Here is a 13,666-nt window from a genome sequence, read left to right on the forward strand (position 1 = left end):
GCCCGGATCGCGGAGCCGTCAGTCCGCCCAGTCCCATCGCATGCCGTAGATCCCCGGTGCGACGTCCAGTTCGATGACGTGCGCGGTGTGCGAGGCGCCGATCGCGACCTCCCGCAGCCCCTGTTCCGGGGCGTCGGCGTTGGGCCGGTGGTAGCGCAGGCACCGGACGGGCAGCGCATCCGGCTGGAAGCCGACCTGGAGCACGTACTGCCGGGTGGGCATCACGAAGCGTCGATCGTGGAACAGGATGGGTTCGCCCGGCTGCCCCGCCACCTCGTACTCGAAGATGGTCGCCTCGCCCGCGTCGAGCACCCTGTCGAGCACGAGTTCGGCGACCATGAAGCCGCTCGGACCGTGGACGACCTCGCCGAGGGTGCAGTAACGGGTCGCGGTGATCGCGACGGAGCGCTCCGGCTCGGTGCGGTAGACCAGGAAGCTGCGAGACACGCCGTCCACCGCTGCCTCCACGACCATCCGGGTGCGTACCGCCTGTTCGTCACGCTGGGAGCCGACCAGCACGATGTCCTGGACGCTGAGCGGGCTGAGCTGATTCGGCGGCGGCACGTCGATGTGGGCCCGCAACTCCCGAACCGTGTCGGGGTCGGTCCAGAGCTGATCCAGGTCGACGGTGCCGTGGCTGCGAGCCACCCAGCGCCCACGGGGACGACGCGGGCCGAGCAGGCCGGTGAGCGACTCCTCCGGGAGGCCGAGCACCTCCTCCAGAATGCGCACTCCGCGCAGCGAGTCGGGCCGCTCCGGGCGACTGCGGCCGTGCCGCCAGTAGCTCAGGGTGGTGAGGCTGACGCGCACGCCCCGGTCGGCCAGTCGTCGTTGCAGCCGATCCAGGCTCAGGCCGCTCACCTCGATGGCGAGGCGCAGCGCGTTACTGAACGGGCCCTGCTCCAACGCCTCGGCGAGTTCCTCACGCCTGCCTGCGGGATGGGGCGCGTCGAGGCGGGGCTGTCGGGTCTGTCGAGAAGACGTCGGGGGCGTCGGAGGGCACGGCGGCTGCTGCGGCGGCGGTGCCTGCGGAGGTCGGTCGCCATGCATCGGGACCCCCTCGCGGTCGGGATGGGCAGAGGCTGTCGGTCCGGCACACCGCGCCGGGACCCGGCTGACAGGCGGGCGTACCGCCCGCCGATCGACCTGCTCACGATATCCGCCGTGCACTCCGCCGCATCGTTGCATCCTCAACTTGATCAGTCGGTGAGATGCGCCCGCGATCTGCCTGGTCAGCGCAGTCGGTCGGCTGCGGTGCGGACGACCGCTGCGCCGAACGGGTGAGTCGGCCCCTCCTCGGCTGCGTAGGAGACTGCGCCGAGCGCCGCAGCGTGCTCGACCAGAGTGCGTAGTTGCGCGGCCTGTGTTCGGACGAACGCGATGTCGACCGGTCGGCCGTGACCGGGGACGAAACGGGTGACCGCCGAACCGCGTTCGGCGAGTCCGGCCGCGAGTGCGGCCCAGTCTCGCGGGAACGAGTCCTCGAAGGCGGGCGGAGCACCCTGCTCGATCAGATCGCCGGTGAACACCACGTCGACGTCCGGCACGGTCACGATCAGATCGTGATCGGTGTGCCCCCTGCCGAGGTGTTCGAGCACCACGGTCCGTCCGCCGAGGTCGACTTCGACGTGATCGGTCACGGTGCGATCCGGCGGGACCGCCCGCGAGGCCGAGAGCGCGTCGGCCAGATCGGGCCTGCCCTCGTCGCGATAGTGCGTCGACCACTGGTCTCGTTGGGCCGATGCGGTGGCCCTCAGCACCGCAGGCAGCCGCTCGTGTGCCCAGACCGGACAGGGGAGGAAGGCCTCGGTGCCGAAGCAGTGGTCGAAATGGGCGTGGGTGTAGACGACGGCCCAGGGCAGCGACGTGCGTTCCCGGACGGCCGCCGCCAGGGCCGCTCCCTGTCGATGATCGCCGCCGGTGTCGATCACCAGGCAGGATCGCGTGCCGATGACCAGACCGGTCGAGAGGTCCAGTTCGCGATGTCGCCGCACCAGCACTCCGTCGGCGATCTCGCTCCACCACGCGGCGGGCGCGGGCTCTGGCGGCTCGGTCATGACTTCTGCTCCCGTGCTGTCGTCGGACGTGGTCCCTGCCGAGGTGCTGCGTCAGACTCGCAGCTGCTCGGCGCCGTGCCCCGGCCCGCCTCGGCGAATCAGCCGAGGCGGGCTCCATCGACCAGGATGCCGTCCGCCAGCTGCGGTGCCGCTCGGCTGACGTCGAGGAGACTCGCCAGCTCCACGTCGGCGGCGAAGCCCTCGTCGCGCAGCTCGCGGCCGGAGACGCAGCCCGCGATCACCTCCGCGATCCGGACGCGGCATCCCTGGAAGGACGCCTCGGCCAGTTCGGCCTCGGGGGAGAGGCCGCCGGTGGCCAGCCCCGCGATCACCGCTCCCGCGCCGAGGAGATCCTCCACTGCAGGCCGCAGCGGGCCTTCGTTCACTCCCCACCGCTCGCCCGCCGCGATCACCGCGATCGGCCCGCCTGCCGCGAGCGTCAGCGCCCGGCGAGCCGTCGCGCCCGCGTTGCGCAGACCGCCGACCAGCACGGCGGCCTGCCCTGCAGCGGCCGTGGCGCAGAGTGTGGCTCCGTTGGGGGAGGGCAGCGCGAGCAGCTGCCCGGCGGGGATATCCCGCAAGGAAGCGGGGCTCAGCGACCAGCCCGCACCGCGCCGAGGCCCGGCGAGCACGGCGCCTGCCCGCGTGGCCGCCTCGGCCGCTCGATCGTCGCGCCAGGGCAGCGGCAGGACCCGTGCCCCACGCCCGATCGCGACGTCGACGGCAGTGCTGAACGACAACACGTCGACGACGACCACCACCGCGCAGTCCTCGGCGAGGGCGGCGAGTCCCGCAGGCCCCCAGTCCAGCCGAATTCGGTGATCGGCCTGTCGAAACACGCGTGCATCAGCCATGTCGCCATCGAAGATCATCCAGGGGGGCCGAGTCGAGTCCATTGCCGCTCTCGACCGCCGGTGCGGTCTCGCTCGTCGCCTCCGCCGCCGCAACCTGGCAGACTGCCCGGCGTGCGTGTCTATCTCGGTGCCGACCATGCAGGCTTTCAATTCAAGAACGAGCTGGCCGACCATCTCCGCGGCCTCGGCCACGAGGTCGTCGACGTCGGACCTCATGCCTACGACGCCGAGGATGATTACCCGGCGTTCTGCATCGAGGCGGCGAGTCGGGTGGTCGCCGACCACGGCAGCGTCGGGGTCGTGATCGGCGGTTCCGGCAACGGCGAACAGATCGCGGCGAACAAGGTGCCCGGTGCCCGGGTTGCCCTGGCATGGAGTCCGGAGACCGCACGGCTGGCGCGAAACCACAACAACGCCCAGCTCATCGGCGTCGGCGCTCGGATGCACACCACGCAGGAGGCGATCGAGATCGTCACGACCTTCCTCGACGCGACCTTCTCCGACGAACAGCGGCACTCGCGGCGGATCGGGCTGATCGCGGAGTACGAGTCCACCGGCACTCCGCCGCCGCTGCCGACGGGCTGAGCCGATGGCGGTCCCGGACCGACCGGTGCACTGGTCGCTGGTCCCGCTGCTCGCGGCGCCTGCGACCGTGCTCGGCGTCGTCCTGCTCTACTTCGGCCAGTCGGCCCTCGTGCCCGCCGTCGCGGGCGGTGTCGAGGGCATCTGCGGATCTCCGGACTGCGGACTCGGCATCGGCGTGATGCTGTTTCTCGCCGGGGTGGCGTCCGTGCTGGTGGCACTGCTGTTGTCCGTCCTGCTGGGACGAGCCAGGGCGCGGGGCGGCCGCGAGCTCGGACTGCACCTCGCCCTCCGCGATGCCGGTGCGGTGACGGCCTGTGTGCTGCTGGGGTATGTCATCGTCTCCGTGCTGCTGTGGTGGATGATCGGCTGATGCCGGAAGGACACACCCTGCACCGACTGGCCCGGCTCCACCAGCGGCGCTTCGAGGGTGGGCCGGTGGCGGTGAGCAGTCCACAGGGTCGCTTCGCCACGGAGGCCGCCCGGCTGGACGGCGTGACGCTGTGCGAGGCGCAGGCGTACGGGAAGCACCTGCTGCATCACTACGAGAACGGCCTGACCGTGCACGTCCACCTCGGGCTGTACGGCACCTTCGTCGAACATCCCCTGCCGGTCGAAGAACCGGTCGGGCAGGTGCGGATGCGGATCGTCGGAGCGGATCACGTCACGGACCTGCGCGGCCCGACCGCATGTCGGATACTGCTCGCGCCGGAGGTCGCCGCGCTGCAGGCGAGGCTGGGCCCCGATCCGTTGCGGCCGGACGCCGATCCCACCGCGGCGTGGACTCGTGTCTCCCGTTCCCGCGCCTCGATCGCGGCGCTGCTGCTGGATCAGTCCGTCCTCGCGGGGGCGGGCAACGTCTACCGCGCCGAGGTCCTGTTCCGCCACGGCGTGCCGCCGATGCTTCCTGGATCGCGTCTGGGTCGGGAGACCTGGGATGCGATCTGGGCGGACCTGGTGCTGCTGATGGGCGAGGGGGTGCGCAGCGGGCGCATCGACACCGTGCGCCCGGAACACGATCCGAGCGTCACCGGCCGGGAGCCCAGGCGAGATCGACACGGTGGAGAGGTCTACGTCTATCGGCGCGCGGGGATGCCCTGTCTGGTCTGTGGCGAGACCGTGCTGATGCGCGATCTGCAGGGCCGCAAGCTGTACTGGTGTCCCGCATGTCAGGCAGGCTGATCGGCTCCCGACCGGCGGCCGAGGGCGGCAGCCCCGTCAGGGAGCACGTCGACGGACTCGCGGGTCGAGATCGGTTCTGACGATCCGGGCCCGTCGGCCGCCGTGTTCCGACCGATCTCCGTGCCGCGTCGGAGGCCTCATCGGAACCGTCGGCCCTGCTTCTCGGCGGCCTGGCACCGGCTGCGACGTTCGTCGGTGGTCCGCCCATCGGATCGGATGCGGTCGGCAGGCTTCCGAAGCGATCCGCCACCGAGCCGATCGGATCGCCCCGCCCCTTCGGGCCGCCGATCGTGTGAAGCCGTGCGGCGGGTGCGAGCCGCTCCCGGGGAACAGGGCGGGCTCGTTCCCCGGCCGGAGCGGTGTGCCGGTGCCCGAGACGGCGGATGCCGTGTCACCCGCTGAGAACCAGGGTGACACGGCATCGTCTGTCGCGTCGTCGAGCGTGGCGGTGTCCGCCGCGCAGGCGCAGGCCTCGGTGGCCGACCGCAGCGGGCTCAGAAGTCGCCGAAGTCCATGTCGCCCCCGCCGAAGTCGTCCCCGCCGCCGAAGTCGTCGCCACCGGAGTCGGCCTCGGCCTCGGCGTCTTCCTCTGCCTGTGCCTGGCCTGCCTCGAAGCCGTCGTCGTAGCCGTCGCCGTAGACGTCGGTGGGCACCCCGGACATCCCGGAGAACATCGCGCTGAACAGCAGCGCCGAACCGAGACCCCAGGCGCCTGCGACCAGCGCCGGCTTCCACCACGGCTCGCTGTACCAGCCCTGCGGCACCGGCCTGCCCGCGACCTCACCACCGGGGTAGTAGTGCGAGGCATGCTGGTCCGGCTGCGGCGAGGCGATCATCTGCCTGCCCTCGAACTCGACCTCGCGCTGCTCGGTCACCTTGCCCGCCCGCGTCTGACCGAAGAGGTCGGGCAGCTCGGGTCCGGGGTCGATCCCCATGGCGGTACGCGCGGCCCGCACGTAGTACAGGCCCTCCATCGCGGTCTGGGTGACGAGATTGCACTGCTCTGCAGTGCGGGCCTGCTCCATCTGCGAGCCTGCGGCCGTGTAGCGCTCGGACGCGTCGGCCATGGCCTGCTTCGACGCGTCGTTCGTGCCGGTCAGGTTGATCACCTGACCGCCGAGGCGCTCGACCCAGCGGCGGGCGTCGGCCTTCGCGTCGTCCAGCTCTTGCTGTTGCGCTTTCGCGCGTCGTTGCGCGAACACCACCGCCCCACCGACGACCACGATCGCGAGGACGATCAGAACGATTGCGGTGCCCACGGAATCCTCCTGTTCTCGGTGCGGCTGTGCCGCGAAACCGACGATTCAGACGTTACCGGTTGTGCGTATCGCCTGAGTCAAGACCCCGACCGAGTCGATCTAGTCGGCATATCGGTGTAGGGACAGGGAATCGTCGTCCCACGCCCGGACGTCGCATCGTGAGCAGTCCACTGTGGAGATATGTGTGCAGCCCGTCCGGGGGCTCCGTCCGGACGGGCTCGGCGGCTGCCTGCGGCGGGTCGCTCCGGAGTTCCGAGAGTCCGTCGACGTCAGAAGTCGACCGCGCAGTAGGGCATCGGATCGGCCAGGAATGACCGGGAGGCGGCGGCGACGGCGCCCGCACGGTGCTCCTGCACGAGGCCACTCGCGGCAAGCGTGCTCAGCCGGGTGGCACCGAGGAAGGCGGCGCCGAGGTCGGCGACCCCGATGGTGAGATCCGCCCGCTCGGCGGCGGCCGTCACCGTGGCGGCTCCCTCGTCGTCGACACGCAGCCGCCACCGCCCCTGATTCCACGGGCAGCGTGGGTCGACGATCTCCAGCACGACGTCCAGCGGCGCGGAGTAGCGCCGGGCGATCAGCGCTCGATCGACGTCCACCAACCGCAGCCACAACGCGTCCACGTCACTGCGCTCCGCCTGTCGTCGGTCGGCGAGCAGGCTGGTGATCGGGTCGTCGGTCGCGCACTTCTCGTAGCGGACCTCGCTGATCCAGTCGACGTCCAGCAGGTATCGCCACACGGCGGCGTGCCCGACGGGGCTGGTCGAGCCCAGCTCGACGACGCTCATCTGATACCTCGGCGCCGAGATGCTGCCGCCTGGCCGCACCCGATAGACGGCGTAGCCCTCGGGGTGCAGTGCGAAGTGCAGTCTGCTCGCACCACCCGTCCGCATCGCCTGTGTGTCCACCAGGGTGAACTCCCAGTGAGCAGCCGATCGCGACATCCAGCCGGTATGTGCTGCGGACCGGTCGTACAGCGCGGTGATCAGTGGCAGCGCCTCGGCCCGAGGCACCTCACGGACTCGATCGCCGCCGAGATCCACCTCCGGCCGGAACGGCGCCTTGCCCGGCACCGTGGTCTTGGCCCACTCGGTGGACACGCCGTAGCCGAACCGACGGTAGATGCCCGCCTCGGAGGCGCCGAGACCGGCGATCGGCTCCGCCCCCGCCTCGTGCAGACCGTGGAGCTGGGCGGTCATCAGTCTGCTCAGGATGCCGCGTCTGCGGTGTCCGAGTGCCGTCCCGACCCAGGTGACCGCCGCGACGGGGCTCTGCCACCCGCCGGGCAACGTGAGGGATCGGGTCAGCGCGCCCGCCCCGCCGACCAGTTCGGTTCCGTCGAAGACCCCGTGCACGCGGTCGATCTCCAGGAATCGTCGGTTGATCTCCCACACCTCCGGGTCCTCGAGCAGGAACGCTCCGGACAACACCGCCTCGAGCTGCTCGAAGTCGGCATCGGTGAGGGTTCGGGTGTGCAGATCATCTCGGGTCATGGGCCTGTCCTACTCGGTGACACCGAGAGAACCAAGGGAATTGTCGGCGGCGGGCGTGGCGCCGGGCACGGGGTGCTCCCGCCGACGTCCGCACGGGCCTTCTCACAGGCAGGCAGGCTGGGAGACGACCGTCCAGGGACCGGCGATCGCTCAGCCGGTGGACATTCGTCGACACATCGCCGAAGATGCGGTTCGGCACGGCGGATGATTCCGCATCTCCGTCGTCATGGTGGCGATCGTCGACGATGTCTCGGAGAGGAGAGGAGGCGTGGTGGCACCTGTCCTGCGCGGAGCGGCCGTGGCGTTATGCGCTCTGCCGCTGCTCGGTTGCGGCGTCGCACCCGGATCGGTCGACGGCGGCTCGCCTGCTGCGACGGAGGAGTCCGATGCGGGAGAGACGCTCACGGGAGAGTTGACCGTCTTCGCCGCCGCGTCGCTCACCGACGGGTTCACCGAGCTGGCAGGCCGTTTCGAGGAGGCGAACCCGGGCGTCACGGTGCGACTGAGCTTCGCGGGCAGTGGCACCCTCGTGCAGCAGATCGAACACGGCGCACCGGCCGACGTGCTGGCCACCGCCGACATCCCGACCATGGACCGGGCGGTGGACGCGGGCCTGACCGCCTCGGACGCGGTCGTCTTCGCCTCGAACCGGCTGCAGATCGCCGTGCCGCCGGACGATCCGGCGAACGTCCAGGGCCTCGCCGACCTGGCGCAGCCTGCGAACACCATCGCGCTGTGCGCTGTCGAGGTGCCGTGTGGCGCGGCGGCCGAGGCGGTCTTCGATCTGGCCGGACTCGAGCCGGCTCCGGACACCAGAGAGCAGGACGTCAAGGCGGTGCTGACCAAGATCGTGCTGGGTGAGGCCGATGCCGGGCTGGTGTACCGCACCGACATCCGGGCGGCGGGTGAGACGGTGCGCGGCGTCGACTTCCCCGAGGCCGCTCAGGTCGTCAACGACTACCCCGTCGCCGTCGTCACGGAGGCGCCGCAGGCCCTGCTGGCCGAGGCGTTCATCGACTCCGTGCGTTCCGAGACAGGCGAAGAGGCGCTGACCGACCTCGGCTTCGATCTCCCGTGAGTCCCCGGTCCTCTCGGATGCCTGCCGGTCGGGCCCGCCGCCGATCGCGGGTCCTCGGCGTTCCACCGATGCTGATCCTGCCCGCGGGACTGGCCGCCGTCTTCCTGATCGGACCGCTGGTCGGCCTGCTGGCCGCCGCCCCGTGGGCCGAGCTGCCCGCGCGGTTGGCCACCCCGGAGGTGCGCTCGGCACTGCGACTCTCCCTGCTGTGCGCGACCTTGGCGACCGTGCTGTGTCTCCTGCTGGGCGTACCGCTGGCGTGGGTGCTGGCGCGAGCCGAATTCCCCGGCCGTCGGGTGCTGCGAGCGCTGATCACGCTGCCGCTGGTGCTGCCGCCCGTGGTCGGCGGCGTGGCACTGCTGTTGTTCCTGGGACGACGGGGCCTGGTCGGGGAGCAACTGCACACCTGGTTCGGGGTGTCGATCCCCTTCACCACCCTGGCCGTCGTACTCGCCGAGGCCTTCGTGGCGATGCCGTTCCTGGTTCTCTCGGTGGAGGGCGCCCTCCGCGGCGCCGATCGACGATTCGAGGAGGCGGCGGCCACCCTGGGGGCCTCGCGGTGGCTCGTCTTCCGCCGCGTCACCCTCCCCTCGGTCGCGCCGGGCGTGCTTGCGGGGGCGGTGCTCTGCTGGGCGCGGGCGCTCGGCGAATTCGGCGCCACCATCACCTTCGCGGGCAGCCTGCCCGGTGCGACCCAGACCATGCCCTCCGCCGTGTACGTCGCCCTGCAGACCAGTCCGGACGCCGCCGTGGTCCTGAGTCTGCTGCTGCTGACGGTCTGCGTGCTGGTGCTGGTGTCGTTGCGGGAACGGTGGACGGGCGGGCTGCGATGACTCTCGATGCTCGGCTGATCGTGCGCCGCGACACCGGATTCCGACTCGATCTCGCCCTGCGCGTCCGGCCGGGGGAGGTCGTGGCCCTGTTGGGGCCCAACGGCGCGGGCAAGACCACCGCATTGCGGGCGCTCGCGGGCCTGCTCCCCGTGGACGAGGGGCGGATCGAGCTGGCGGGCGAGGTTGTCGACGAGCCGGGCAGGCCGGATCGCTTCGTCCCGCCGGAGCGAAGGAACCTCGGTGTCGTCTTCCAGGATCACCGGCTGTTCGGGCATCTCAGCGCACTGGAGAACGTCGCCTTCGGTCCGAGGGCACGAGGCGTGCGGCGGCGAGTCGCCCGAGCGTCGGCGATGGAGTGGCTGGGCAGGCTGGGCCTCGCCGAGCTCGCCCGCAGGCTGCCCGCCCGGCTGTCCGGTGGTCAGGCACAGCGGGTCGCACTCGCCAGGGCATTGGCCGTCCGGCCCGGCCTGCTGTTGTTGGACGAGCCGACGGCGGCTCTGGACGCGGGCTCCCGGCTGGCGGTCCGTGCCGAACTGAGCAGGCAACTCGCCGACTTCGACGGCTGTGCGGTGCTGGTCACCCACGACCCCTTGGACGCGATGGCGCTGGCGACGCGGCTGGTCGTCCTGGAAGCGGGGTCCGTGGTCCAGGACGGCACCCCCGCCGAGGTCGCGACGCGACCCCGCACCGACTACGTCGCAGCCCTGGTCGGTCTGAACCTGTGCCGAGGGACGGTCGACGGCGCCGACGTCGAGATCGAGGGTTTCGGCAGGGTCGCCCAGGCCGGTGGGCGATCCGAGACCGGCTCGGTCCTCGTCGCCTTCCCGCCCGCTGCGGTGACCCTGCATCGCGAGGCGGTCCCCTGCAGCCGCCCGGTCACCGTCGCCGAGGTGGCCGCAGGGGGCATCGGCGTGCGCGTGCGGCTGGCCGATCCACCGGGGATCTCGGCCGACGTGACCCCGGCGGCGATGGCCGAACTCGGTCTCGCGGCGGGCGCGCGGCTGTGGGCGGCGGTGCGGCCCGACGAGGTGCGGTGCTATCCGCCGTGAACGAGCGGGGCGTTCGGCAGGCAGGCCCGCGCCCCGGATCGATCCGGGCGCCGTGCCGAGCAATGGCGGCGGCCTCGTCACCGGGTGGGATGCAGGCGGCCCGGACGAGGTCTCAGGGCGTCACGACCGGGGCAGGAGCAGGGACGAACCGCATCCTGGTGCTTCAGACAGGGGCGCGTCGGTGGCCTGCGCCTGTCGCCGGACGCCGGAGATCCGTTGCCGTGCCCCTCGCGGTCCCTCGATCACCGGGTCGTGCGAAAACTGATGTTCACCGCGACGATGGCCAGCCAGACGATCACCAGCGTCCCGGCGCCGACCGGCGCGAGGATCGTGATCGGGACGGCGAGGGCGAGCGAGATGATCGCCAGCGCGAGCGACTGGCTGTCCTTGCGCCTGCGGTCCGACCGATCCGACGCGGACGTGTCGGTGCGCGCGGCCAGCTCGGCCGCGACTCGCTCCTCGACCCGCCGGTCGATCGACTCCCCGGTGCGTTCGAGGAATGACGCGATCACCGCCTCCTCCGCGTCGGGACCGAGACTGCGACGTGCTGCGAGGCTGCCCGCGAGGTCGTCCGCGACAGCGGAGTGCGGGGGTGTGCTGCCTGCAGGTGGTTCGGCGGACATGATCCTCACTCTAGGCCGGGTGGCCGCGTCGCCTGCGGGAATTCACGCATTCGGCCGCCGGGTGACCAGGCGGAATCGCTGAGCGACCACCATCGTGTCGTCGTTCACGGTGAAGGCCGGATGTCGCCCCGACGCCCCGGTGGCTCGTCGGGCCGAGAGCGGCGGCGGACTACCAGCGACCGCAGCGGCGCGGCCTGCAGCCGGTCCGCCTACGGCACGCGGTGCTCAGGCCGTCCTGCTCCACGACGGCCACGACCAGTCGCGCACCTCGGGCAGGTCCTCGCCTCGGGTCGTCACATATCGCCGATGCCTGATGAGCGCGTCCTGGAACTCCTGACGCGCATACGCGGCCGTCGGGCCGAGCCGGGGCACCCGGTCGATCACGTCCATCGCGAGGTGGAAGCGGTCGATGCCGTTGAGCACGCACATGTCGAAGGGCGTCGTGGTGGTGCCCTCCTCGTTGTAGCCGCGCACGTGGAAGTTCTCGTGGTTGGCCCGTCGGTACGTCAGTCGATGGATCAACCACGGGTAGCCGTGGTAGGCGAAGATCACCGGCCGGTCGGTGGTGAAGAGCGAGTCGAAGTCGGCATCGGGCAGCCCGTGGGGATGCTGCCGTTCGTCCTGCAACCGCATCAGATCCACCACGTTGACGACGCGCAGCCGCAGCTCGGGCAGCCGGGTCCGCAGCAGGCTCACAGCCGCGAGGACCTCCTTGGTCGGCACGTCGCCCGCACAGCCGAGCACCGCGTCGACGTCGCCGTCCTCGTCGTTGCTCGCCCAGTCCCAGATGCCGATCCCCTTGATGCAGTGCGTCGCGGCCGACTCGACGTCCAGGTACTGCGCCTCCGGCTGCTTGCCTGCCACGATGACGTTGACGTAGTCCCTGCTGCGCAGGCAGTGATCGGCGATCGAGAGCAGCGTGTTCGCGTCCGGCGGCAGGTAGACGCGGACGACCTCGGCCTTCTTGTTCATGACGTGGTCGATGAATCCCGGGTCCTGGTGGGAGAAGCCGTTGTGGTCCTGCTGCCAGACGTGGGAGGTCAACAGGTAGTTGAGGGAGGCGATCGGCCTGCGCCACGTCAGCTCACGCGAGACCTTTAGCCACTTGGCGTGCTGATTGAACATCGAGTCCACGATGTGCACGAAGGCTTCGTAACAGGAGAACAGGCCGTGTCTTCCGGTGAGCAGATAACCCTCCAGCCAGCCCTGACAGGTGTGCTCGGAGAGCATCTCCATCAGCCTGCCGTCCGGGACCAGTGCCGCGTCGTCGTCCGGACGGGCCTCGGCGATCCAGGCGCGGCCGGTGGCCTCCAGCACCGCGCCGAGCCGGTTGGAGTTGTTCTCGTCCGGCGAGAACAGTCGGAAGGTGCCCTCGGCCTCGTTCGCCCGCAGCACGTCACGCAGGAACTCGCCGAGCACGCCGGTGGCGGAGGCCTTGGTGCCGCCGGGGCGGTCCACCCCCACCGCGTAGTCGCGGAAGTCGGGCAGTCGCAACGCCCGCAGCAGCAGGCCGCCGTTGGCGTGCGGGCTGGCGCTCATCCGGCGGGTGCCCGCCGGGTGCAGCTCCCGGATCTCGCGGATCGGAGCGCCGTCGGGCTGGAAGAGCGCGGCCGGGTCGTAGCCCCGCAGCCAGGCGTCGAGCAGCCGGAGCTGATCCGGGTCCTCCCTCGGCGCGGGCAGCGGTACCTGATGGGCGCGCCAGGAGCCCTCCACCCGCCTGCCGTGCAGGGTCGCCGGACCGGTCCAGCCCTTCGGGGTGCGCAGCACGATCATCGGCCAGCGCGGCCGTTCCATCGTGCCTCGACCGCGGGCCCGGTCCTGGATCGCGGCGATGTCGTCCAGACAGGCGTCGAGGGCGCCCGCGAAGGCATGGTGCATCGCCACCGGGTCGCGACCGCTGACGAACCACGGCTCGTGTCCGTAGCCGCGCAGCAGCGAGCGCAGCTCCTCTTCTGGGATGCGGGCCAGCACCGTGGGACCGGCGATCTTGAATCCGTTGAGGTGCAGGATCGGCAGCACGGCGCCGTCCCGAGCGGGGTCGACGAACTTGGTCGAGTGCCATGCGGTCGCCAGTGGTCCGGTCTCGGCCTCGCCGTCGCCGATCACACACGCCACCGTGAGCCCGGGGTTGTCGAACGCCGCGCCGTAGGCATGGGCCAGGGAGTAACCGAGTTCGCCGCCTTCGTTGATCGAGCCCGGCGTCTCCGGCGCCGCGTGACTGGGGATGCCGCCGGGAAACGAGAACTGGGTGAACAGTCGGCGCAGCCCGGGGAGATCCTGACCGACGTCCGGGTATATCTCGCCGTAGCTGCCCTCCAGCCAGGAGGCCGCGACCATGCCGGGACCGCCGTGGCCGGGACCGGTCACGTACATCATCTCCAGGTCACGCCGCATGATCGCGCGGTTCAGATGGGCGTAGACGAAGGTCAGGCCCGGTGTGGTCCCCCAGTGCCCGAGCAGCCTGGGCTTGATGTGCTCTGGGCGCAGTGGCTCCCGCAGCAGCGGGTTGTCCATGAGATAGATCTGCCCGACCGAGAGGTAGTTAGCCGCCTGCCACCACCGGTGGAGGTTCTGCAGTTCGGCGTCGGTGAGAGTTCCGCTCCGCGGATCGGTCCCGACCGTCATCCTCGCCTCCTCTACCCGCACGGCTCCTCGGCGT

13 protein-coding genes are annotated in these 13,666 nt (G+C 71.0%); 6 read left to right on the top strand and 7 right to left on the bottom strand.

All coding sequences use genetic code 11. The annotated features are described in order from the left end of the window. Nucleotides 1-18 precede the first annotated feature (18 nt). The 3 genes from UA74_RS08060 to UA74_RS08070 form a co-directional block, all read right to left on the bottom strand. A complete protein-coding gene (locus tag UA74_RS08060) occupies nt 19-1,050 on the bottom strand; it encodes a hypothetical protein (RefSeq protein ID WP_157434056.1) in 1,032 nt (343 codons plus the stop codon). Between the two features lie 182 nt (nt 1,051-1,232). Then, nucleotides 1,233-2,057: an MBL fold metallo-hydrolase gene (locus UA74_RS08065; RefSeq protein WP_075739714.1), complete on the bottom strand. Its 825-nt coding sequence runs from the start codon at nt 2,055-2,057 to the stop codon at nt 1,233-1,235. Between the two features lie 98 nt (nt 2,058-2,155). Next, nucleotides 2,156-2,911 (bottom strand): 2-phosphosulfolactate phosphatase, encoded by a 756-nt coding sequence (locus tag UA74_RS08070; RefSeq protein ID WP_075743543.1) that lies wholly within the window; start codon nt 2,909-2,911, stop codon nt 2,156-2,158. 111 nt (nt 2,912-3,022) lie between these two features. Here UA74_RS08070 and UA74_RS08075 point away from each other — a divergent pair, with 111 nt between their 5' ends. From UA74_RS08075 to UA74_RS08085, 3 genes are read left to right on the top strand one after another with little or no spacing between them, the layout of a single operon-like run. After that, nucleotides 3,023-3,496 (top strand): ribose-5-phosphate isomerase, encoded by a 474-nt coding sequence (locus UA74_RS08075; protein WP_075739715.1) that lies wholly within the window; start codon nt 3,023-3,025, stop codon nt 3,494-3,496. 4 nt (nt 3,497-3,500) lie between these two features. Next, a complete protein-coding gene (locus tag UA74_RS08080) occupies nt 3,501-3,866 on the top strand; it encodes a hypothetical protein (protein ID WP_075739716.1) in 366 nt (121 codons plus the stop codon). Beyond that, complete coding sequence (locus UA74_RS08085) at nt 3,866-4,675, top strand: Fpg/Nei family DNA glycosylase (RefSeq protein ID WP_075766043.1); 810 nt, start codon at nt 3,866-3,868, stop codon at nt 4,673-4,675. The genes UA74_RS08080 and UA74_RS08085 overlap by 1 nt, the downstream gene beginning before the upstream one ends. A gap of 494 nt (nt 4,676-5,169) precedes the next feature. Here the strand turns inward: UA74_RS08085 and UA74_RS08090 are convergent, their stop codons facing one another. Further along, on the bottom strand, nt 5,170-5,934 hold the full coding sequence (locus UA74_RS08090) for a hypothetical protein (RefSeq protein ID WP_075739717.1): 765 nt from the start codon (nt 5,932-5,934) through the stop codon (nt 5,170-5,172). 269 nt (nt 5,935-6,203) lie between these two features. Then, complete coding sequence (locus UA74_RS08095) at nt 6,204-7,424, bottom strand: GNAT family N-acetyltransferase (RefSeq protein WP_075739718.1); 1,221 nt, start codon at nt 7,422-7,424, stop codon at nt 6,204-6,206. A 268-nt stretch (nt 7,425-7,692) separates the two neighbouring features. Between UA74_RS08095 and modA the strand changes: the two genes are divergently transcribed. The 3 genes from modA to UA74_RS08110 all read left to right on the top strand — a co-directional run bounded on the left by modA (nt 7,693) and on the right by UA74_RS08110 (nt 10,384). Further along, complete coding sequence (modA, locus tag UA74_RS08100) at nt 7,693-8,502, top strand: molybdate ABC transporter substrate-binding protein (RefSeq protein ID WP_232237672.1); 810 nt, start codon at nt 7,693-7,695, stop codon at nt 8,500-8,502. Nucleotides 8,503-8,570: 68 nt separating this feature from the next. After that, nucleotides 8,571-9,335, top strand: coding sequence for an ABC transporter permease (locus tag UA74_RS08105; RefSeq protein WP_198042964.1), 765 nt, complete (start codon nt 8,571-8,573; stop codon nt 9,333-9,335). After that, nucleotides 9,332-10,384: an ABC transporter ATP-binding protein gene (locus UA74_RS08110; protein WP_075743545.1), complete on the top strand. Its 1,053-nt coding sequence runs from the start codon at nt 9,332-9,334 to the stop codon at nt 10,382-10,384. Before UA74_RS08105 ends, UA74_RS08110 begins: the two co-directional genes overlap by 4 nt. Before the next feature lie 242 nt (nt 10,385-10,626). Here UA74_RS08110 and UA74_RS08115 read toward each other — a convergent pair whose 3' ends face one another. Then, nucleotides 10,627-11,007, bottom strand: a complete 381-nt coding sequence (locus UA74_RS08115; RefSeq protein WP_075739721.1) for a hypothetical protein — start codon at nt 11,005-11,007, stop codon at nt 10,627-10,629. Nucleotides 11,008-11,232: 225 nt separating this feature from the next. Next, a complete protein-coding gene (locus UA74_RS08120) occupies nt 11,233-13,632 on the bottom strand; it encodes a phosphoketolase family protein (RefSeq protein ID WP_075739722.1) in 2,400 nt (799 codons plus the stop codon). Between the last annotated feature and the right edge of the window lie 34 nt (nt 13,633-13,666).

This window comes from Actinoalloteichus fjordicus (assembly GCF_001941625.1).
Lineage (GTDB): Bacteria > Actinomycetota > Actinomycetes > Mycobacteriales > Pseudonocardiaceae > Actinoalloteichus_A > Actinoalloteichus_A fjordicus.

Coding starts and splice junctions, on each gene's coding strand:
- UA74_RS08080 (WP_075739716.1), top strand. CDS start 3,501: ATGGCGGTCCCGGACCGACCGGTGCACTGGTCGCTGGTCCCGCTGCTC.
- UA74_RS08070 (WP_075743543.1), bottom strand. CDS start 2,911: ATGGCTGATGCACGCGTGTTTCGACAGGCCGATCACCGAATTCGGCTG.
- UA74_RS08065 (WP_075739714.1), bottom strand. CDS start 2,057: ATGACCGAGCCGCCAGAGCCCGCGCCCGCCGCGTGGTGGAGCGAGATC.
- UA74_RS08110 (WP_075743545.1), top strand. CDS start 9,332: ATGACTCTCGATGCTCGGCTGATCGTGCGCCGCGACACCGGATTCCGA.
- UA74_RS08085 (WP_075766043.1), top strand. CDS start 3,866: ATGCCGGAAGGACACACCCTGCACCGACTGGCCCGGCTCCACCAGCGG.
- UA74_RS08120 (WP_075739722.1), bottom strand. CDS start 13,632: ATGACGGTCGGGACCGATCCGCGGAGCGGAACTCTCACCGACGCCGAA.
- UA74_RS08095 (WP_075739718.1), bottom strand. CDS start 7,424: ATGACCCGAGATGATCTGCACACCCGAACCCTCACCGATGCCGACTTC.
- UA74_RS08060 (WP_157434056.1), bottom strand. CDS start 1,050: ATGCATGGCGACCGACCTCCGCAGGCACCGCCGCCGCAGCAGCCGCCG.
- UA74_RS08115 (WP_075739721.1), bottom strand. CDS start 11,007: ATGTCCGCCGAACCACCTGCAGGCAGCACACCCCCGCACTCCGCTGTC.
- UA74_RS08105 (WP_198042964.1), top strand. CDS start 8,571: ATGCTGATCCTGCCCGCGGGACTGGCCGCCGTCTTCCTGATCGGACCG.